The organism is Hymenobacter latericoloratus (assembly GCF_014199535.1).
Taxonomy (GTDB): Bacteria; Bacteroidota; Bacteroidia; order Cytophagales; family Hymenobacteraceae; genus Hymenobacter; species Hymenobacter latericoloratus.
Genome location: NZ_JACHNV010000002.1, coordinates 593,231 through 612,804, shown reverse-complemented (window position 1 = coordinate 612,804; position 19,574 = coordinate 593,231). Strand labels below are relative to the sequence as shown.

The 19,574-nt window shown below is 60.2% G+C and carries 17 protein-coding genes and 1 tRNA gene; 12 read left to right on the top strand and 6 right to left on the bottom strand.

What is annotated here, in order from left to right; translation table 11 throughout:
* Positions 1-206 precede the first annotated feature (206 nt).
* Entirely contained in the window at positions 207-1,391 is a 1,185-nt protein-coding gene (locus GGU46_RS08345; protein ID WP_183403082.1) for a phosphoglycerate kinase, read from the bottom strand.
* Positions 1,392-1,611: 220 nt separating this feature from the next.
* Between GGU46_RS08345 and GGU46_RS08340 the strand changes: the two genes are divergently transcribed.
* From GGU46_RS08340 to GGU46_RS08310, 7 genes are all read left to right on the top strand, one after another.
* Complete coding sequence (locus GGU46_RS08340) at positions 1,612-4,356, top strand: D-alanine--D-alanine ligase family protein (protein WP_183403081.1); 2,745 nt, start codon at positions 1,612-1,614, stop codon at positions 4,354-4,356.
* A 172-nt stretch (positions 4,357-4,528) separates the two neighbouring features.
* Entirely contained in the window at positions 4,529-5,314 is a 786-nt protein-coding gene (locus tag GGU46_RS08335; protein ID WP_139923491.1) for a PASTA domain-containing protein, read from the top strand.
* Between the two features lie 131 nt (positions 5,315-5,445).
* Entirely contained in the window at positions 5,446-7,317 is a 1,872-nt protein-coding gene (locus GGU46_RS08330; protein ID WP_183403080.1) for a T9SS type A sorting domain-containing protein, read from the top strand.
* Positions 7,318-7,419: 102 nt separating this feature from the next.
* Positions 7,420-7,719: a rhodanese-like domain-containing protein gene (locus GGU46_RS08325; protein WP_183403079.1), complete on the top strand. Its 300-nt coding sequence runs from the start codon at positions 7,420-7,422 to the stop codon at positions 7,717-7,719.
* Positions 7,720-7,903: 184 nt separating this feature from the next.
* Entirely contained in the window at positions 7,904-8,356 is a 453-nt protein-coding gene (locus tag GGU46_RS08320; RefSeq protein WP_183403078.1) for a MarR family winged helix-turn-helix transcriptional regulator, read from the top strand.
* A 37-nt stretch (positions 8,357-8,393) separates the two neighbouring features.
* Entirely contained in the window at positions 8,394-8,831 is a 438-nt protein-coding gene (locus GGU46_RS08315) for an organic hydroperoxide resistance protein (RefSeq protein WP_215906287.1), read from the top strand.
* Between the two features lie 176 nt (positions 8,832-9,007).
* A complete protein-coding gene (locus tag GGU46_RS08310) occupies positions 9,008-10,003 on the top strand; it encodes an NADP-dependent oxidoreductase (RefSeq protein WP_183403077.1) in 996 nt (331 codons plus the stop codon).
* A gap of 53 nt (positions 10,004-10,056) precedes the next feature.
* On the opposite strand, the gene GGU46_RS08305 is transcribed toward GGU46_RS08310, so the two are convergent.
* The 4 genes from GGU46_RS08305 to GGU46_RS08290 all read right to left on the bottom strand — a co-directional run bounded on the left by GGU46_RS08305 (position 10,057) and on the right by GGU46_RS08290 (position 14,641).
* Positions 10,057-11,979 carry a RecQ family ATP-dependent DNA helicase gene (locus GGU46_RS08305; protein WP_183403076.1) on the bottom strand — a complete coding sequence of 641 codons (1,923 nt, stop codon included), beginning with the start codon at positions 11,977-11,979 and terminating at the stop codon, positions 10,057-10,059.
* 32 nt (positions 11,980-12,011) lie between these two features.
* Positions 12,012-12,500: a DUF2306 domain-containing protein gene (locus GGU46_RS08300; RefSeq protein ID WP_183403075.1), complete on the bottom strand. Its 489-nt coding sequence runs from the start codon at positions 12,498-12,500 to the stop codon at positions 12,012-12,014.
* 224 nt (positions 12,501-12,724) lie between these two features.
* Positions 12,725-13,531 (bottom strand): hypothetical protein, encoded by an 807-nt coding sequence (locus tag GGU46_RS08295; RefSeq protein WP_183403074.1) that lies wholly within the window; start codon positions 13,529-13,531, stop codon positions 12,725-12,727.
* 453 nt (positions 13,532-13,984) lie between these two features.
* The gene (locus GGU46_RS08290; RefSeq protein ID WP_139923512.1) at positions 13,985-14,641 is read right to left on the bottom strand and encodes an ABC transporter ATP-binding protein; all 657 of its coding nucleotides are present in this window, start codon (positions 14,639-14,641) and stop codon (positions 13,985-13,987) included.
* A gap of 303 nt (positions 14,642-14,944) precedes the next feature.
* Here GGU46_RS08290 and sucC point away from each other — a divergent pair, with 303 nt between their 5' ends.
* The gene (gene sucC / locus GGU46_RS08285; RefSeq protein ID WP_183403073.1) at positions 14,945-16,150 is read left to right on the top strand and encodes an ADP-forming succinate--CoA ligase subunit beta; all 1,206 of its coding nucleotides are present in this window, start codon (positions 14,945-14,947) and stop codon (positions 16,148-16,150) included.
* Between the two features lie 124 nt (positions 16,151-16,274).
* Complete coding sequence (locus GGU46_RS08280; RefSeq protein ID WP_183403072.1) at positions 16,275-17,150, top strand: transglutaminase-like domain-containing protein; 876 nt, start codon at positions 16,275-16,277, stop codon at positions 17,148-17,150.
* An 88-nt stretch (positions 17,151-17,238) separates the two neighbouring features.
* On the opposite strand, the gene GGU46_RS08275 is transcribed toward GGU46_RS08280, so the two are convergent.
* Positions 17,239-17,730 carry an organic hydroperoxide resistance protein gene (locus GGU46_RS08275; protein ID WP_183403071.1) on the bottom strand — a complete coding sequence of 164 codons (492 nt, stop codon included), beginning with the start codon at positions 17,728-17,730 and terminating at the stop codon, positions 17,239-17,241.
* Positions 17,731-17,882: 152 nt separating this feature from the next.
* Between GGU46_RS08275 and GGU46_RS08270 the strand changes: the two genes are divergently transcribed.
* The 3 genes from GGU46_RS08270 to GGU46_RS08260 all read left to right on the top strand — a co-directional run bounded on the left by GGU46_RS08270 (position 17,883) and on the right by GGU46_RS08260 (position 19,553).
* Positions 17,883-17,954 (top strand) — tRNA-Arg (locus GGU46_RS08270).
* 142 nt (positions 17,955-18,096) lie between these two features.
* Positions 18,097-18,738 (top strand): hypothetical protein, encoded by a 642-nt coding sequence (locus GGU46_RS08265; protein WP_183403070.1) that lies wholly within the window; start codon positions 18,097-18,099, stop codon positions 18,736-18,738.
* A gap of 17 nt (positions 18,739-18,755) precedes the next feature.
* Positions 18,756-19,553, top strand: coding sequence for a hypothetical protein (locus GGU46_RS08260; protein WP_183403069.1), 798 nt, complete (start codon positions 18,756-18,758; stop codon positions 19,551-19,553).
* The last annotated feature ends 21 nt before the right edge of the window (positions 19,554-19,574 follow it).

Here is a 19,574-nt window from a genome sequence, read left to right as displayed (position 1 = left end):
CCCTGAAACATGACAAGCCCCGCTCGATTGTCATGGCGAGGAGGCACGACGACGCCATCCGTCCTGACCGATTTCCTACCTCTTAGGAAATGACAAGCCCTTACTTCCGGCGTGGAGGTAAGGGCTTGTCACATTATCAGGTTTGTCGCAGACGAGAGGAAGGATGGCTTCGCTCTGCTCGCCATGACGCCCTACTCAGCTACTCTCTACCCCAGCGCCGTAACGCCGGGCAGCTCTTTGCCTTCCATGTACTCCAGCAGGGCGCCGCCGCCGGTGCTGATGTAGCTTACCTGCTCCGAGAAGCCGAGCTGGTTTACCGCCGCGGCCGAGTCGCCGCCGCCGATGAGGCTGAAGGCGCCCTGCTGGGTAGCATCGGCAATGGCCTGGGCCACGGTTTCGGTGCCTTTGGCGAAGCTGCTCATTTCGAACACGCCCATCGGGCCGTTCCACAGGATGGTTTTCGACCGGCGCACGATGTCGGAGAAAGCCTTGATGGACTCCGGGCCGAGGTCGAGGCCCAGCCAGCCGTCCGGAATCTGGTTGTTGGGGGCCACTTTGGTTTCGGCGTCGTTCGCGAATTTGTCGGCAACAACGCTGTCGGTGGGCAGCACCAGGTTCACGCCTTTGGCTTTGGCCTTCTCAATCAGCTCCAGGGCCAGGTCCATCTTGTCGGCTTCCAGCAGGGAATTGCCGATCTGGCCACCCTGGGCCTTGGCGAAGGTGTAGGCCATGCCGCCGCCAATCAGCAGGTTATCTACCTTGTCCAGCAGCTTCTCAATGATGAGAATTTTGTCGGAAATCTTGGCCCCGCCCATGATGGCCGTGAAGGGATGCTCGGCCTGCTCCAGCACCTTCTTGGCGTTGTCCAGCTCGCCTTGCAGCAGGTAGCCGCCTACCCGGTCTTCGGGCGCGAAGCTCTCGGCCATAACGGCGGTGGAAGCGTGCTTGCGGTGGGCCGCCCCGAAGGCGTCGTTCACGTACACCTGACCGAGCTTAGCCAGCTTGGCGGCAAACTCCGGGTTACCCTTTTCTTCCTCACCGTAGAAACGCACGTTTTCTACCAACAGAATCTGGCCGGGCTGCAAAGCATTGGCTTTTTCTTCGGCCTGCAGGGCATCATCGGCAAACTGCACCTCCTGGCCGTACTCCTGACCCAGGCGGGCTACAATATGCTTCAGAGAGTATTTCTCCTCCGGTCCGCCCTTGGGCCGACCCAGGTGCGAGAGCAGCACCACGGAGCCGCCATCCTGCAGGATTTTCTTGATGCTCGGGGTAGCCGCCCGGATGCGGGTGTCGTCGGTGATGGCGAAGCTCTTATCCAGCGGCACGTTGAAGTCCACGCGCACCACGGCACGCTTGCCGGCGAAGTTGTACTGATCGAGGGTTTTCATGGAAAAGGAAATGGGTTTGGCTGGGGCGAAGATAGGTGATGAGGTGATGAGGCGAGGAGGTGACTTGCTCCATTCCCCAACGGGCAGACACCTCCAGCGAGAATTCTGCCATCCGGTAGCTGGCTCACCTGTCACCTGTCACCTGTCACCTGTCACCTGTCACTTGTCACCTCCTCGCCTCATCACCCCATCACCTCATTACCTATCTTTGCCCCTACGTATGAAAATAGGCATCTTCTTCGGCGGCCCGTCGCGCGAGCGGGAAATCAGCTTTGCGGGCGGCCGCACCGTGTATGATAACCTGGATAAGTCCTTGTTTGAGGCTGTGCCCGTGTTCGTGGACAGCCGCGGCAACTTCATCCTGCTCAACTGGGAGTACATCTATAAGGGCACTATCCGGGACTTTTACCCGCCCGTGTCGGCGCTGCCGCGCACGGAGTTGCCCTGGCAGGTATACATTGAAAGCCTGGGAGAGTTGAGCCAAGAGGAGCAGGACCGCATCATTTCCGAAGTGGGCCGGCGCATTCAGCCCCAGGAGTTGCGCCCCCTCATGGACTTCGCCTTCCTGGCTTTGCACGGCCCGGCCGGCGAGGACGGGGCCATTCAGGGCCTGCTGGAGTGGTACGGCATTCCGTACTCCGGCTCCGGCATTCTGCCTTCGGCCTTCGGTATTGATAAGATTGCCCAGAAAAAGCTACTCAAAGCTCTCAATCTTCCTACCCCAAAGTTTCGGGTGCTAGAAGAATCATGGGCTCTGAATGCCGCACATCCCAAATATCTGCGGGGATTAGTTGAGGACCTTGGTCTACCTCTGGTTATTAAGGCCCCACGCCAAGGTAGCAGTCTGGGTATCAGCATACTGAAAGAAGAGGATTCAATGGCCTTTACAAAAGCCATCGAGCGGGCCCTTTTCCAGCATACGATAACACGCGAGGAGTGGGCCGCGCTGGACGAGACGGCCCGTTTGGCCTGGGTACGACGGGTGACAGATATCCGAGAGGGTATTGGCTTACCCATCACGGCGCTTGCTGCTTACGCCGGTTTTGGAGCCATTTCCTCTGATTATGTCATCCCTGTTGTGGATCATCCAGAGGCCCTGCTGAATTTCCTTGACCAGCATTTCCCAAAAGCTGATGAAGTTCGATTACGCAGCACCACCGGCGAAACGCAGGTGCTGGTCGAGCAATTCATTGCCGGCCGTGAGTTCAGCTGCATCGTAGTGGAGAATGAGCGGGGCGAGCCGCTGGCATTGCCACCCACAGAGATTGTGAAAGGGGATGAAATGTTCGACTACCGCTCAAAATATCTGCCTGGTCTGGCGCGCAAAGTAACGCCCATCGATTTGCCGGAAGCTGATATCCAGCGGATTCGCCAGCAGGCGCAAACGATGTTCAGCACGTTTGGCTTCCAGGTCTACGCCCGCCTCGATGGATTTATTCAGGCTGATGGCACCATTTTTCTGAATGACCCGAATACCACCTCGGGCATGCTGCCGGCTTCGTTCTTCTTCCACCAGGCCGCAGAAATTGGGCTCAATCCCTCGCAGTTCCTAACCTATATCATCCGCACCTCTTTGGTTGCACGGCGGCGTAGTGGTATGGCGCCAACCAAACTAGAAGAGCAGATTCGGCAACTAGATGCAGCCGTAGCGGCCCGGGCCGCGGAGGAGCGCACCCGCACCAAGGTGGCCGTGATTATGGGCGGTTACTCCTCGGAGCGCCACATTTCGGTGGAAAGCGGCCGCAACATCTACGAGAAGCTCAGCTCCAGCGTGAAGTACGAGCCGGTGCCGGTGTTTCTGACGGGTAGCAGCCAGGAGTTCCGCCTCTACGTGCTACCCATCAACGTGATGCTCAAGGACAACGCCGACGACATCCGCGAGAAGGTAGAGCACCTGGAAGCTGGCCACGGCCTGCACCCCATCCTGGAGCGCATCCGCCGCGAGGCCCAGGCTATTACCAGCACCTACGCCGGGCAGCCCACGGCCCAGCCCCGCCGCGTGTCGTTTGAGGAGCTGGCCCAGATGGTGGATGAGGTGTTTATTGCCCTGCACGGCCGCCCCGGCGAGGATGGCGCCCTGCAGCGGGAGCTGGAAAAGTTCGGCCTGCCCTACAACGGCTCCGGCGTGGAAAGCTCCAGCATCACCATCAATAAGTTTGAAACCAACCGCCGCCTGCGCGAGGCCGGCATGCGTGTGGCCGAGCACCGCATGGCCAACCGCCTGGAGTGGGACGCCGACCCGGAAGGATTCTACCGCAGCCTGGAAACCCAGTTCCCCTACCCCTTCATTGCCAAGCCCGCCGACGATGGGTGCTCTTCGGCCGTGAAGAAAATCAAGAACCGCCAGGAACTGGAGGCCTTCACCCGCCTTATTTTCCGCCAGGAAGAACCCCTCAGCGAGGCCGAAGCCACTACCCTCAGCCTGGGCTTCAAGGAGGAATTCCCGCAGAAGGATGCCTTCCTGGTCGAAACCTTGATTGACCGCGACGGGGCTGCGCACTTCCTGGAAATTACGGGCGGCCTGCTCACGCACTGGACCGACGGCGGCGAGCTGCAGATTGAAGTGTTCGAGGCCTCTGAAGCCCTGGCTACCGGCGAGGTGCTAAGCCTGGAAGAGAAATTCCTGGCCGGCGAAGGCCAGAATATTACGCCCGCCCGCTACGCCCCGGACCTCACGGAGCGCCAGCGCATATCGGAGGAAGTGAAGAAGGAGCTGCGCCGGGTGGCCGAAATCCTGAATATCCAAGGCTACGCCCGCATTGACGCCTTTGTGCGGGTGCGCCAGAACGGGGCCGTGGAGGTGATTATCATCGAGGTGAACTCCCTGCCCGGCATGACGCCCGCCACCTGCATCTTCCACCAAACCGCCCTGGCCGGCTACACCCCTTACGACTTTATCGACCAGATTCTGGAGTTCGGCAAGCAGCGCACGGCAAGTGCCGTAGCGCAGATAGAAAACAGGTAGGGAGCGGGGCTTGCCCCCGCCCATCGTCCACACGGCTTCAGGTGTGCCATCCGGACGGCGCGAACGATGGGCGGGGGCAAGCCCCGCTCCCTACCTGGTCAACTTCTTCGTGCTAGCCTTCTAATTTCTAGCTTTGTCAGCTTCCGGCTTCTAACCCCTAGCTTCTCCCCTGATGTCTTTCTTTAAATCCGATACTCCCGCTGACCTGCTCAAGCATGTGCTGGTGATTTTGCTGGCGACGGGTATCCTGGTGTTCGGGTTCTTTTACGTGTACCTGCCCATCACCACCAACCACGGCGAAACCATTGTGGTACCGAAGATTACGGGCATGAGCCAGGCCGAGCTGGAAGACTACCTCGACGAGCGGGACCTGGCCTACTTCGTGGACGACAGCACCTACGACGCCTCCATCCGGCCCGGCACGGTGCTTACGCAGGAGCCCAAGGCGGGCGAAAAGGTGAAGGAAGGCCGCAAGATTTACATTTCGGTGGCCATGAAGAACCCACCCGTCATCAAAATGCCCAAGCTGACGGACGGCTCCCTGAAAAACGCCCAGCTCATCCTCAAAAGCTACGACCTGATTGTGGGCCAGATTAAGCTGGTGCCCAACATCCAGAAAGATGCCGTGCTGCGGCAGTTTGTGGGCGGCAAGGAGGTAGCACCCGGCGCGGCCATCACCAAAGGTACCCGCGTGGACCTGGAGGTAGGCGACGGCCTGGGCAACCAGGAGTTCCCCGTACCCAACCTCGTGAACATGCCCGTCGATGAGGCCACTACCCTGCTCGTGGGCCAGGGCCTGCAGCCCGGTGAAATCTTCTACCAGGAACCCGAAGAAGGCCAGGCCGAAGGCACCGTGGTGAAGCAGCGTCCCGTGCCCGGCCCCGGCACCACCATCCGGATGGGCCAGCTCGTGGACCTCTGGGTAGCCGGCCAGGAGCCCGTGAAGGAAGTGCGCTAACTCTGCGCCGACCCAAGGCTGAAATACAAGTGAAAAAGGTTCGTTGGTTATACCACGAACCTTTTTTCGTTTCTGTCCGTGAGAGAAGCACGGCCGCCTGCTCTTGGTTGGTTTCTGTTACTTTGTTATCAATGACTCGTTTTCTACGCTTTCTGCCCGCTGTGCTGGTAGCGCTGAGCCTGCTGCCCCGGGTTGGCTTTGGGCAAGTGCTGGTTCACCCGCTGGGTACCGAGCCCGCGCACCGGGCCGCGCCCGCCCCGGCCCGCCGGGCGGCAGTGCTGGCCCTGCCGTTCTTCGATGATTTTTCAAGCCAGCCCGAAGGACAACCCGACGCCCGGCGCTGGGAAACCTCGGGGGGCACCCTCATTAATAACCGCTACCCCCGCCGTCCGCCCACCAAGAACGTGGCCACCCTGGATGGACTGGATGCCCAGGGTAAGGCCCGGGGGCCGGTGTCGTTTATTGGGGAAGGCGACCTGCTGACTTCCCAGCCCCTGGACCTAAGCGCCCTCAGAACCACCGACAACGTGTACCTGAGCTTTTTCTGGCAGGCCGGCTCCATCTTCGGGCCGCCGGCTCCCAGCGGCTCGCGGCCCATTGCCCTGTACGTCGATTTTCTGAGCCAGAGCAACCAGTGGGAGCAGGTGTGGCAGCTGCGCAGTCCCGGCGACACAACCGTATTTCGCTTCCAGGCCCTGCCCGTTAATCAGGCGCAGTTTCTGCACGCCGGGTTCCGGTTCCGGTTTCGGATGAACGGGGTGCTCTACAACAACCGCGACGCCTGGAGCGTGGACTACGTGCGCCTGGACCGCAACCGCACCGCCACCGACTCTACGTTCCGCGACATAGCCGTAAGCCGCGCCCTGCCCAGCGCTCTGAAGCGCTACACCGCCCTGCCCGTGGCCCAGTTCAACCAGAACGCGGCCCAGGAGCTAACGGACCGCACCGGCACCACCGTCAACAATTTTGATATTGGTCCGGCCCCTACCCCCATCAGCTGGACCGGAACCCTGGCAGTGCTGCCCGGCGGCCCCACCAGTCAGTTTCTCACCGGCGGCCGCTCCCTCGATGCCAACGCGCGCCAGCTGCCGGTAACGGGCAGCGTGCGCACGGCCACCGTACCTCTGACTACTACCCCCAAGTTTCTGCGCCAGCGCCTTACCCTGCTGACCAACGAAACCAACCCGCTTACCCAACCCAACGACACGATAAGCCGCGTTACGCCCCTGACCGACTATTTTGCCTACGACGATGGCACGGCTGAGGCCAGCGTGAGTCTGCCCACGGCCTCCACCGGTCCGGCCAGCTACCTGGCCCTGCGCTTCGACCTGAACCAGCCCGACCAGATCCGGGCCCTGCGGCTGTACCCGGTGCTGGCCACGGCCGGCGGGCGCGCTATCACACTCAACATCTGGGACGATGACGGCACGGGCAAGCCCACCGCCCGGCCCAAAGCCACCAAAGCCTACACTGTACCCACTACCCTCCCGGAAGGGCAGGCGTTTGTGGAGGTGGCCTTTGATGCGCCGGTGCCCGTGAGCAATCGGTTCTATGCTGGTTACGGGCAGGCTGCCACGCCGCAGTTTGTGGAGTTTGGCTTGGATTTGAATAACGCCTCGCCCCCGGGCTACCTGCTGCTGAACGCGCTGGATACCTGGAGCATCAATAACACGGCTACTCCCACCCGCCCCGCGGGTGCCCTGATGCTGCGGCCCGTAACCGGCAGCACTGTCACGGGCACGGCGGCCCCGGCCGAGGTGGCGGCTACCTACCTGCTTTACCCCAACCCTGCCCCCGCCCAGGGCCGGGTGCGGGTGCAGGGCCGCTACGTTAGTGCCACGGTGCTGGATGCGCTGGGCCGCGTGGCCTGGGAGCAACCGACGGGGCAGCAGGGCCAGGCGGAGCTTGTGCTACCTGCCCTGCCAGCGGGCCTGTATTTTGTGCGCCTGATTCTGCCCGGCGGTCAGCTGGTGACGAAACGGCTGTCGGTGCTGGCGCCGTAAGCAGCAGCTGGCAACAGTGTACCGGTTTCTTGTTATTGCTACCCCCCCCCCGACGGGCGTAAACCGCTACTTTTCTTCACCCTTTACCCTAAACTAGTCCCCATGACTGACATCACCCCCGCCGAACTCAAGGAGCGCCAGGCCGCTGGTACGGCCCCCACTATTATTGACGTGCGCGAAACGTGGGAAAACGCCGAGGCCAGCATTACAGGCAGCCAAAACATTCCGCTGGGTGAGCTGCCCGGCAAGCTCGACGACTTGGAGCACCTCAAAAATGAAGAGGTGGTAGTACACTGCAAGGGGGGCGGGCGCTCGGCCTCGGCCAAAGCGTTTCTGCAGCAGCAAGGTTTCCAGAACGTGCGCAACCTAGTGGGCGGCATGCAGGCCTACCAGCAAGCCTAACGGACCACCTCCGCACCACAAAAGCCGACTCTACCAGCTGTGGGGAGTCGGTTTTTGTGTGCTGCAACTGTTCCTATCGAAAAAATTTACTTTCTGTTTCTCAACTAGTTGAAATGAATTTCGTTATTTAGTTGTACACAATTAAATAGCATAAAATTTAATTAACTTCCTTTGCGGAGTCTCTATGCGTAAGCCAACGTCGCCTTCTGTTGTACATCCCGCGCTGCAGCTGGAAAATCAGTTGTGTTTTCCGCTCTATGCCCTGTCGCGGATGATTACGAAAGCCTACCAGCCGCTGCTGCAGGAACTGGACCTGACCTATCCGCAATACCTGGTATTTCTGCTTTTGTGGGAACACCAGGAGCTGACGGTAAAGGAGTTAGGCGAGAAGCTGCTACTGGACTCCGGAACCCTGACGCCCCTGCTCAAGCGCCTGGAGCAAAAGCAGTGGATCAGTCGCCGCCGCGACCCGCGCGACGAACGTTCGGTGATTATTGAGTTGCTGCCGGCGGGGCGCGCCTTGCACGAGCGGGCCTGCAAGGTGCCCGAGCAGATTTTCGCCCAGCTCAACATAACCCCAGCTGAGTTTGAAACGCTACGCACTCAGCTGAATACGCTCCTGAACCACTTGGCCTAGCGCCACTTTTCTTTCACATTTTCTTTCCCCCCCTCTCATGAAAATCGAGAAAATCTTCACGGCCCAGGCCAAAGCCAAAGGAGGCCGCGACGGTCAGGTTACTTCCGAGGATCAGGTGCTGAACCTGGCCCTGAGTACGCCCAAAGCCATGGGCGGCCCCGGCAAAGCCGGCGCTACCAACCCCGAGCAGCTGTTCGCGGCCGGTTACGCGGCCTGCTTCGAGGGCGCCCTGGGGGTAGCCGCCCGCCAGGCCGGCGTGAAGCTGGAAGGCGTGACGGTGGAAGCCTTCATCGGCATTGGCAAAGCCGAGGACGGCGGCTACGGCATCTCAGCCGACCTGCACGTGAACATTCCGGGCGTAGAGCAAGGCCAGGCCGAGCAGCTGGTAGAGGCCGCCCACGGCATCTGCCCCTACTCGCGCGCTACCAAAGGCAACATTGAAGTAGCCCTCACCACTACTACCAACGCCGCGTAGCCGTTTAGGCGGCTTCTTACCGGCTGCCATCCTGAGCTCTTGGCCGGCCTTATTCGCCCCGAACGGGTAGCCTACCGTTCAAGGAGTTGAAAAGGCCGGCCATAAGCCCAGGATGGCAGCTTTCGTTTCCTGGCTTCCGTCGGCCTTCCATTCTGTTCACTTCCGTTGCCTGCGTTATGCAAAACCGCACCATTCTGCTTGCCAGCCGCCCTACGGGCGTGCCCTCAGTCGAGAATTTTCGCTTTGAAACCCGCGAGATACCGGCTCCCGGGCAGGGACAAGTGCTCCTGAAAGCCCGCTACGTTTCCGTGGACCCTTACATGCGCGGGCGCATGAACGAGGGCAAATCCTACATTGCCCCCTTCGAAGTGGGCCAGCCCATAACAGGTGGCATGGTAGCCGAAGTGCAGGAAAGCCACCTGGACCGCCTACCCGTGGGCAGCCTGGTAGTAGCCAACCTGCCCTGGCAGGAGTATCAGGTGGCGGACGGGAGAGGGCTACAGTTGATTCCGGCTGGCCAGGCTCCAGCCAGCTACTACCTGGGTTTGCTGGGTATGCCCGGCCTGACGGCATATTTCGGGTTGCTGGACATCTGCCAGCCCCAGGCCGGCGAAACCGTAGTGGTATCGGGGGCGGCGGGCGCGGTAGGAATAGTGGTGGGGCAGATTGCCAAAATCAAAGGCGCCCGGGTAATAGGCACGGCCGGCTCCGAGGACAAAGTGGCCTACCTGAAACAGCTAGGCTTCGATGAGGCCATCAACTACAAAACGACGGATATCCCGGCGGCTCTGGCCGCGGCGGCCCCCCACGGCGTGGACTGCTACTTCGATAACGTGGGCGGCCCCATCACCGACGCGGTATATGACCTGCTGAACACGGGCGCCCGCATTGCCATCTGCGGGCAGATTTCTATGTACAACGCCACGGAAGTACCCGTAGGGCCGCGCCCCGAAGCCAAGCTACTTAAAACAAGCTCCCGGCTCCAGGGCTTCACTATTGGCAACTATTATTCCCGCTGGCCCGAGGGGGTGCAGCAGCTTACCGCCTGGTATGAGGAGGGTAAGCTGCAGTTTGAAGAAACCATTACCGAGGGCTTCGACCAGATTCCGGCGGCTTTCCTGGGGCTGTTCCGGGGCGAAAACACGGGCAAAGCCATTGTGAAGCTTGCCTGATGTGGTGCTGGCCACCAGGGCTACCCCCATACGCGCGCCGGACAACACCCTGGCTACCCTAACCGGCCGTCCGCCGCGTACTTCAGCTCGCCCAGCTCCACCAGTTCCCGCAGCAGCCCCGTAACCACCGCGGCCTGGCCCGGCGCAAACTGCCTGAGCACTTCGCGGGGCGTTTGGGGGGTAGCCTTCAGCAAAGACACTAGCTGGGCCCGCACCTCGGGGGCAGGCACCGCTTCCTGGCGGGCCTTTTTTTTCGCCAGACAAAAGTCGCAGACGTTGCAGGCGGGCGCGTCCAGCTCCCCGAAATACTGCAGCAACAGCTGCTGGCGGCAGCGCCCCCCGGCGGCGTAGCCAATCACCGCCTCGGTTTTGTGGCGGGCCAGCTCCCGGGCCAGCTGGAGGCGCTTCTGATCCAGCGGCAGCTTGTCGGCATCAAAGCGGGGGGTAGTAAACAGGGCCTGGGGCGCGTTGTGGCTGGGCTGGTATTGAATAATGCCCGAGCGGTGCAGAAACAGCAGCATCTTACGCACATCCGTCACGCTCAGGCGCAGGTACTGGGCCAGGCTGTTCTCCGAAATTCGCTGAAAGCCCGCAAACAGCTCACCCCCATTAAAGCGCAACAGGCTTTTGATCAGCTGGTCATGCTGCTGGTTGGCTACCTGGAAGCGGTACAGGTCGGTGTGGTCGATGGGGATGTGGACGCGGGCGGGGTTGTTGACGGCTTCATTCAGCTGCACGAATCCCTCGCGCTCCAGGGTACGCAGGCTGTTGTGCGCATCCAGAGCCCTGATGCGGTAGGTTTCCGCGAACTGCTGCAGGTCGAAGTCGAAGGCCACCAGCTCGCCCCCGCCCACTGCCGTGCGCGAGAAATTGGCCAGCGCTTGGTACACGCGCCGTGCGGTGTCCAGCGGGGGGTAGGCCTGCTGAGTGCGGCGGCGCAGCTCGTCGGCGTCGTTGGGGCCCTGCAGCAGCACGGCAAAGGCGTATTTTTCGTCGCGGCCGGCCCGACCCGCCTCCTGGTAGTAGGCCTCCAGGTTATCGGGGGCTTCCAGGTGCACTACCAGCCGCACATCGGGTTTATCGATACCCATGCCGAAGGCATTGGTGGCTACCATGCAGCGCGTTTTGTTTTGCATCCAGTCCTGCTGAGTGCGGGTGCGCTGCTCAGCAGGCAGGCCGGCGTGGTAGGGCGCGGCGGCTACCCCCTGCTGCCGCAGGTAAGTAGCCGCTTCCTCGGTCTGGCGGCGGGTGCGGGCGTACACAATGCTGGTTTTCCCCTCGCCTACCCCCCGTACCACCTCCAACAGGCGCCGCATCTTATCTTCGGTAGTTAGCACCGAGTAGGATAAGTTGGGCCGGGCGAAGCTCTGCTGAAACACCCGGTGGGACGCGCCAAACTGCAGTTTCTCTACAATATCCTGGCGCACCTGCTCGGTGGCGGTGGCCGTGAGGGCCATGCAGGGCACACCCGGCAGCAGCTCGCGCAGCTCCTGAATGCGCAGGTAGGGCGGGCGGAAATCGTAGCCCCACTGGGAAAGGCAGTGCGCCTCATCCACGGCCAGCAGGCTTACTTTCATCTTGGGTACCCGCGCCCGGAACATATCCGTCAGCAGCCGCTCGGGGCTTACGTACAGAAACTTCACCGGGCCGTACACGCAGTTGTCCAGGGTCTGGTCGATTTCCTGGTGACTCATGCCGGCGTACACGGCCTCCGCCTTTATTCCGCGTTTGCGCAGGTTTTCCACCTGGTCTTTCATTAAGGCAATCAGCGGCGACACCACCAGGCACAGGCCCGGCCGGGCCAGGGCCGGCACCTGAAAGCAGATGCTTTTCCCCCCGCCCGTGGGTAGCAGGGCCAGCGTATCGTGCCCGGCCAGCACCGCCCGGATGATGTCTTCCTGCAGGGGCCGGAACCGGGTGTGGCCCCAGGTCTGGCGCAGTACGTGCAGAATATCGTCGGTGGCTTGCTCGGGCATAGGGCAAAGGTAGCGCCTCCCCGCCCCCGGCGCTAGTGGCCGACGGTTTTCGGGGCAGCCGGCGGCAGCAGGTGGGCCGCATGGCGCCGGATCAGGCGGGCCCCTACGGCGGTGGTTCCGGCCGTGGCGGCCACTACCACGGGCCAGAATACGTTCATGGGTAACAGGCGGGTAAACGTTTCGGCCCAGAAAGCAGCGTACAACCCTACCACCGACCAGTTCATGAAGTAATAGTGCCAGTACAGCCACCCTCCCAGGCGCCGACGCGCCAGCAGTGGCACCATGCCGCCGGCCAACGAAACCAGGCTAGCCAGCGCCAGCCAATGAAACGGGCCAAAGCTGCCTGTAACCCGGAAAATGGTAAAGGCCGTGGCATTTACCACCAGCATGGCTACCACGTACAGATAGCCTATCTGCCGGTGCAGGCGGCCACCTTTGCGGTTGAGGAGTACTACGGCCCCGACCAGCATGGCAAGCAGGGCGCTTAGCAGATGAATAAGTCCGGTGGTGGAGTGAAACATAGCGCTATCCGGCGGAAGTGGAACTGAATTGACGACCCGAAGGTGGCCCCACATCCGACCGGCCGCAACCGCAGGTTACTGAAGCGCCTGTTCCAGTGGCTGAAATGTCAGGAGCACGGCCCCAACCGTTTGCTACCCCCTGCTGTTGCGACCAGGCTGCCCACCTATGCAAAAAGCCCGCTACCAAATGGTAGCGGGCTTCTCACAGATAGGGTGCACAAACCTTAGGCAGCGGCGGCCTGACCATTCTCCCGGTCGTCGATGGCCTTCTTCAGCTTGGCAATGGCCTGCACGGCGCGCTCCTCGTCCAGACGGTTAATATTGAGCAGCATCTTGGTCTTTTCCGGACGGGTGATAACCGGGTGGTTCAACAAGCGGATGATTTCCTCTTTCTGGGCAGCCGTGGCGTAAGCCGGAGCCGGGGCTTCCGGGGCCGCTGCGGCGGGTTCGGCAGGCACGGCCTTCATAGGAGCCGGAGCCTCGGCGGCTACGGCTACCGGAGCGGCGGCCGGCGCTACTACCATGGCGGGCTGGGCAGCGGGCGTGTTGCCGCCGTACTCCATCTCCTCGGCCGGGGTAGGCTCGTAGCCAGCGGCGCGAATAATCCAGGCCAGAATGTTGCGGTAGGCTTTGCCGATGGCCCGGGTCTGGGCCATGCTCATGATGGCAAACTCCTGGTAGAACTTCTTGCCCTGCTCCTTATTCGAGCAGATGGCAAAGCCCGCCCCCACCGTGTGGCCCGACTTCATATCGAAGAGGGTCACCTTAGCCTGGTACTTAATTTCCTGTTCCGTCGAAACGTTGATGACGTGGTCCACGATGGGCACGATGCCCAGGCGCGAGCCAGCGTACTGCCAGCCTTCCACGTTCACGAACTCCTTGCCCTGCACCGTCGTGCTGAGCTTGTTATCCTTGATGAATTTAGCAAGGTCCGTCGCCAGGTGCAGCGTCTCGTCGGAGCGCGAGATGTCAAAGCTCTCCACTTTAGTCTTACGAACCGGCTCTTTGATGGTCTTAGTTGCTTCGCTCATGGCGTCTTTCCTTTTATGTCCTGTAGTACCGTATTGTGTTACGTGAATATAACCAAACAGCCCGCTAAAAGGTGCAAAAACACTGCTTTTAATATGTATTTTTTATTGTTGATTATCAGCTAGTTGTAAATATAATTTCCAAAATCTTTAGCTGGCCTCTGTTTTTAGCAACCCGTACTCGCAAAAACACGCTTCCCGACGATTCCGCCCACCCCACTCCAACGCTGCGCGTCGGACTATTTGGCTTCGTGCTGACTTCCGCCGGCAAGGGGTTGCGGCCGTGGAAGGGGTAGGCGGAAACCGAGCAAGTAGCGCAGGCGTCAACCGGTCCGACGGCTTAGCCGTCGGACCGGGGCAACCCTGGGGCACAACCTAATAGCAAAAAAAGAGGAGCGGCTGTCAGGTGGCCGCTCCTCTAATAATCAATTTCTGCTATGTTATAGTTCCGCTTCCCTACCCCTCCCAGATGTTGCCATCCTTCATGGTAATCTTGCGGTCGGCCATTTCGGCCAGCTGGTCGTTGTGGGTCACGATGACGAAGGTCTGGCCCAGCTCCTTGCGCAGCAGAAAGAAAATCTGGTGCAGTTCCTGGGCATTCTGCGAGTCGAGGTTGCCCGAGGGCTCGTCGGCGAAAATGATTTCGGGAGAGTTGATAAGGGCCCGGGCCACGGCCGTGCGCTGCTGCTCGCCCCCGCTCATTTCGGAAGGTTTATGGTCGGCGCGACGCTCCAGGTTCAGCATTCCGAGCAGCTCGCGGGCCCGCACGCGGGTTTCCTTCTCCGAGCGGCCAGCCAGGTAAGCGGGCAGGCACACGTTTTCGAGGGCCGTAAACTCGGGCAGCAGGTTATGAAACTGGAAAATAAAGCCGATGTGGCGGTTGCGGAACCGGGCCAGATCGGAGCGGCCCAGGGAGCTGACGGATTCGCCATCAAACAGCACCTCACCGGAATCAGGGTTATCGAGGGTGCCCAGGATGTGCAGCAGCGTACTTTTTCCCGCCCCCGATGAGCCAACGATGGACACGATTTCCGATTTCTCAATGGTGAGGTCAATGCCCTTGAGCACTTCCAGCGTGTTGTATTTCTTGCGGATGTTGATGGCTTGCAGCAAAACGGAACCAGGTAAAGTGAGCCCGGGCGGGTACGGGAAACAAATCTACGGAATGTAGGGCGTTGCCGGTTATGAGTTGCTAGTTGTCAGTTATCGGTTGCCGGTTTTTAGTTACCGGTTATCGGAGCCGAAACCAAGGTCCGGAAGGTTTCAGCGGGTACGGGAGGTAGGCAAAGCGAATTTTTCGGCCCGCAAAACGTAAAATCTCCGGGCGGGTAACCGGCAACTGGCAACTGGCAACGGAAAACTGCCTACTTTCGCGCCTAGTAAACCACCCCCATACCGGACCCTTAACTGACCTCTATGAACATTCACGAGTATCAGGGCAAAGACATTCTGAAGCGTTACGGCGTACGCGTGCAGGAAGGCATCGTGGCCGATACGGCCGAAGAAGCCGTTGAAGCCGCCAAAAAGCTGACCGAACAAACCGGCACTGGCTGGCACGTTATCAAAGCCCAAATCCACGCTGGCGGGCGCGGCAAAGGGGGCGGGGTGAAACTCGCCAAGAACCTGGAGCAAGTCAAAGAAATTGCCGGCCAGATTATCGGCATGCAGCTGGTAACCAAGCAAACCGGCGCCGAAGGCCGCAAAGTGCACCGCGTACTGGTGGCCCAGGACGTGTACTACCCCGGCGAGTCGGAAACCAAGGAGTTCTACATGAGCGTGCTGCTGGACCGCACTACGGGCCAGAACGTTATCATCTATACTACCGAGGGCGGCATGGACATTGAGGAGGTAGCCGAGGCGCACCCCGAGAAGATTCACAAGGAGCACGTTGACCCGCGCGTGGGGCTGCAGGGCTTCCAGGCCCGCAAAATTGCCTTCAACCTGGGCGTCGAAGGCGAGGCTTTCAAGGAGATGGTGAAATTCGTGCAGGCCTTGTACAAAGCCTACGACGACACCGACTCCAGCATGTTCGAAATCAACCCCGTGCTGAAGACCTCGGACAACAAGATTCTGGCCGTTGACGCCAAAGTAACCCTCGACGAAAACGCCCTCTACCGCCACAAGGATTTCGCGGCCCTGCGCGACACCAACGAGGAAGACCCGCTGGAAGTAGAAGCTTCGGAGTCGAACCTGAACTACGTGAAGCTCGACGGCAACGTGGGCTGCATGGTGAACGGCGCCGGCCTGGCCATGGCAACCATGGACATCATCAAGCTTTCGGGTGGTGAGCCGGCCAACTTCCTCGACGTAGGGGGTGGGGCCAACGCCCAGACCGTGGAAGCTGGCTTCCGCATCATCCTGAAGGACCCGAACGTGAAGGCCATCCTGATCAACATCTTCGGGGGTATTGTGCGTTGCGACCGGGTAGCCAACGGGGTGGTAGAAGCCTACAAGAACATCGGCACCATCAACGTACCCATCATTGTGCGCCTGCAAGGTACCAACGCCGAGGAAGGCGCCCGCATCATTGATGAGAGCGGCCTGAAGGTGTATTCGGCTGTGCTGCTGAAAGATGCCGCCCAGAAAGTGAAAGAGGTGCTGGCTGAGCAAGGTATTTCATAGTTTTTTTCCTATATTTTCTGGTACCTTACTATGCCCATCCGGTTCGCCGGGTGGGCATTTTGTTTGCCGGTTGCCAACCTGGCCCAATTTCCTTCCGTTTACAGCAGCTCATCAGCGTTTTACTATGTCCGCGAAGACCTTTACGCTTTGTTTGCTGGCCGTAAGCTTTCTTGATTCTCCTGCCTGGGCCCAAACGGGGCCGGGAGCCGGCCTCTCGTTTCCCTACCTCACTACCCTCGACCCGGTTTCCTACCCTTTCCAGTACAGCTCGCCCAAATCCGACTACCTGACCCGCTTCCGGGAAATGTATGGTCTGGACCAGGTGGTAGCCCAAGAAACCACCGACCTGGGCCGCGCCCGCGCGTTGTGCCGCTGGGTGCACTTCCGATTGAGCCACGACGGGCACAAGCAGTTTCAGTCTCAGGACCCGTTTGCGATTCTGAAAGCCGCCATGCTGGGCCAGCAGGTGCAGTGCGTGGAGTTTGGGCTGGTGCTGGCGGCGGCTTTTAACGCGGTAGGCATTCCGGCCCGGCCGCTGTACCTGAAGGCAGCCAACGTGCAAACCAAAGCCTCGGCCGCCGGGCACGCCCTGGCCGAAGCCTGGCTGCCCGACCAGGGTAAATGGGTCATGGTGGATGCCCAGGCCGATATTATTCCGCTGCTCGCTGGTAAGCCCCTGCACGCCGTGGAGCTCCAGCAGGCCCTTTCGGCTGACGATCCTGCCCTCAGCGTGCTTACCTCTACGGACGCCAAGCCCAAGTCTTATTTTAAGTGGTTGAATCAGTACCTGTTTTACTTTGATACCGTCATGGATAACCGCTACGGGGTGAAATCAGCGCGTACCGGGCTGATGCTGGTGCCGCTGGGGGCTCACAAGCCCGTTATCTTTCAGCGCACCGAAGCCATTCATAACATGCGCTACACCAACTCGGTAGCCACTTTCTACGCTGCCCCTACCAACATCGATTGGTTGGCGGCAGGCACTGACGCGGACCGCTAGCTGCTTCCGGGCAGGCACCCTACAACACAAGGCCCGACTACTGGAGTAGCCGGGCCTTGTGTTGTAGGGTGAGGGCAATCAGCCGTGCCTATTGCACTCCGCCGTTTGCGGCTACGCCTGCATTTTCTTCGGCTTGCACCGGAAGGGGCTCACCCTGCACGCGCAGTTCTACCTCAATGTTGCCGCGGGTGCCCACCGAGTACGGGCAGATTTTATGCGCCTGCCGTACCATATCAATGGTTTTCTCCCGGTCAAAGGATTTCAGATCTACATCCAGTACCGCTGACAGGCCGTAGGCCTCACCGTCCTGGAACAAGGAAACCGAGCACTTGACCTCGGTTTGCGGATCAAGCCGGTCGCCGGCGCGCTGGGCAATAACCAGCAGGGCCTGCTGAAAGCACGACGAGTAGCCGGCCGCGAACAGCTCCTCGGGGTTGGTGGCGCCTTTTTTGCCGCCCAAGCCTTCCGGCACCGACATATCCAGGTCAATGGTGCCGCTGGAAGAACGTACGTGGCCGCTGCGGCCGCCAATGGCCGTCGCATCGGCCGTATATAGAGTCTTTTTTTCGGTGCTTGCCATACAAAATAGGTTCAGGTGGTGTTGGTATTCGAATTTAACTGCCCTGAGCCGCCGAAGGTTACCGATGAGCTGTACAGGATTTTGCGGAAAATGCGGATTACTGTTTGGCGGCCCCGCATTTTCTCTCTAGTTTTGCCACCCACTACCCCCCTGGTGGCGTAGTACAACGGATAGTATGGGAGTCTCCGAAGCTCTTGATCCAGGTTCGATTCCTGGCGCCACCACTCCTCAAGCCCTTGCCTGACCCAGGCAGGGGCTTTTTGATTTACAGCGGGCCAGGAGCCTGATGCCAGATGCTGGATATTTTATTATTCAAAGATATTTTAGTAATATCACATTAAGCACTTCAGGCACAGTCTTGTGTGCATGACGGCGAACCACCAGCAGATTTTAGCACTTCTTCCCCGTCAGCTCTGCATGAACGCCTACCCGTTTATTCCCTGCGCATCTGTGTTACTGGCTGTGGGCGTTGGTTTTTCAGCCTGCGATTCTAAACCCACTCACTCAAACGGCGCAACTCAGCTGGCTCAAAGTCCGTCGAAGAACTCCTCGGCTGATTTTATGGACCCGGCCCCTACGCCTTACAATCCAAGATACAAGGGTGGGGAGGGCTTTGTTGAGCGAAAAGACATTGAGCGCATCAAAGTTTTCACCGGCAATCATCAACAAGATCGAAGCCGGGTTGGCTATCCGCAGGCTTTTTTCGTGTCCAGGGAGCTGTTGAAACGTGTTTTGTTCCCGGAGGAATTCAACAAAGGCGTTGCCACGCAGCAGTGCAACGGCCTGCGGATTTATCTGGCCCAGGAGAAGAAAGGCGCGGAACCCTACCTGGTAATTGTGGGAACTACCTACAGCGAGTCCCTGCAACGGAACATCGACCTTCTGCCGACCACCAACAAGGACGAAGTTAAAGGCGCCGCCCAGGTAGCCACCTATTTCATGATTCAGACCGATGACAAATGTCCTTCCAACTGCGACGTGGATGGGCGTTTGTACACCAAGCGCTGATTTGCTTACCCTGTGCAATGGACAACTGGGCGACCCTGCACGTGCTCAATCGGGCGTTGGAAGCCGCCCCTTTGGGAACCTTTGCCTGCGCCTGGGTCCGGCGGCACCACCTGCCGCCCGCTTTTCGGGCCGTGTATTACTACGTGGGCATTGAGGCGCTGTTTTACGTTCTTGACATGTTCAGCCGGCTCGTCTTCCGCAACAACGTGTACCTGTACCACGCCGATACCGTGGTGCTGGTCTGCTGCCTGCTGGGGGCGTACCGGCGGCTGCTACCCCAGCGTCTTCACCGCGCTATGGGGGCCGGGCTGCTGCTGTTTCTGGGGGTAGCCCTGCTGGACGCGGCGGTACTCAACGGCCTTTTCACCGACGTAAACACGTACTCCCAGGCCTTTGGCTGCGCCCTGCTACTGGCCCTGGCCATCTGGCACGTGCTCCACCTCACGCGCGGCAGCGCCCAGGGCAGCCCGCTGGAAAAGCAGCCCGAGTTTTTCCTGAGCACGGCCGTGCTGGTGTACTGCTCCAGCTCCGTGGTCAGCGCCGTGGCACTCAACATTATTTACCACGCCGGTTACGACGTAGCTACCGTTATTCGGCTGGACACCTTGTTGAGCGTGCCTGATATGCTGCTGATGGCCACGCAGATGGGCCTGCTGGCCTGGATGTTTCAGCTTTTCCCGCTGAGCGTATCGCCCCGGCGCGCCTTACCCCACTGGCTGCACTACAGCCGCTGGCATCCGCGGCACTACCACCTGCTGGGCCGCTCGCTGCCGGGCCTGCGCCTACCCCGGCGGCCCCGCTGGAGTGCCCCCTGAGCCTACCGGGCCGCTCCGTAC

Excerpts from the sequence above, each read along its gene's own strand:
- GGU46_RS08310 (WP_183403077.1), top strand. The coding sequence starts at position 9,008 with ATGCAAAACCGCACCATTCTGCTTGCCAGCCGCCCTACGGGCGTGCCC.
- sucC (WP_183403073.1), top strand. The coding sequence starts at position 14,945 with ATGAACATTCACGAGTATCAGGGCAAAGACATTCTGAAGCGTTACGGC.
- GGU46_RS08315 (WP_215906287.1), top strand. The coding sequence starts at position 8,394 with ATGAAAATCGAGAAAATCTTCACGGCCCAGGCCAAAGCCAAAGGAGGC.
- GGU46_RS08340 (WP_183403081.1), top strand. The coding sequence starts at position 1,612 with ATGAAAATAGGCATCTTCTTCGGCGGCCCGTCGCGCGAGCGGGAAATC.
- GGU46_RS08345 (WP_183403082.1), bottom strand. The coding sequence starts at position 1,391 with ATGAAAACCCTCGATCAGTACAACTTCGCCGGCAAGCGTGCCGTGGTG.
- GGU46_RS08275 (WP_183403071.1), bottom strand. The coding sequence starts at position 17,730 with ATGGCAAGCACCGAAAAAAAGACTCTATATACGGCCGATGCGACGGCC.
- GGU46_RS08330 (WP_183403080.1), top strand. The coding sequence starts at position 5,446 with ATGACTCGTTTTCTACGCTTTCTGCCCGCTGTGCTGGTAGCGCTGAGC.
- GGU46_RS08325 (WP_183403079.1), top strand. The coding sequence starts at position 7,420 with ATGACTGACATCACCCCCGCCGAACTCAAGGAGCGCCAGGCCGCTGGT.
- GGU46_RS08280 (WP_183403072.1), top strand. The coding sequence starts at position 16,275 with ATGTCCGCGAAGACCTTTACGCTTTGTTTGCTGGCCGTAAGCTTTCTT.
- GGU46_RS08335 (WP_139923491.1), top strand. The coding sequence starts at position 4,529 with ATGTCTTTCTTTAAATCCGATACTCCCGCTGACCTGCTCAAGCATGTG.
- GGU46_RS08265 (WP_183403070.1), top strand. The coding sequence starts at position 18,097 with ATGACGGCGAACCACCAGCAGATTTTAGCACTTCTTCCCCGTCAGCTC.
- GGU46_RS08260 (WP_183403069.1), top strand. The coding sequence starts at position 18,756 with ATGGACAACTGGGCGACCCTGCACGTGCTCAATCGGGCGTTGGAAGCC.
- GGU46_RS08300 (WP_183403075.1), bottom strand. The coding sequence starts at position 12,500 with ATGTTTCACTCCACCACCGGACTTATTCATCTGCTAAGCGCCCTGCTT.
- GGU46_RS08295 (WP_183403074.1), bottom strand. The coding sequence starts at position 13,531 with ATGAGCGAAGCAACTAAGACCATCAAAGAGCCGGTTCGTAAGACTAAA.
- GGU46_RS08305 (WP_183403076.1), bottom strand. The coding sequence starts at position 11,979 with ATGCCCGAGCAAGCCACCGACGATATTCTGCACGTACTGCGCCAGACC.
- GGU46_RS08320 (WP_183403078.1), top strand. The coding sequence starts at position 7,904 with ATGCGTAAGCCAACGTCGCCTTCTGTTGTACATCCCGCGCTGCAGCTG.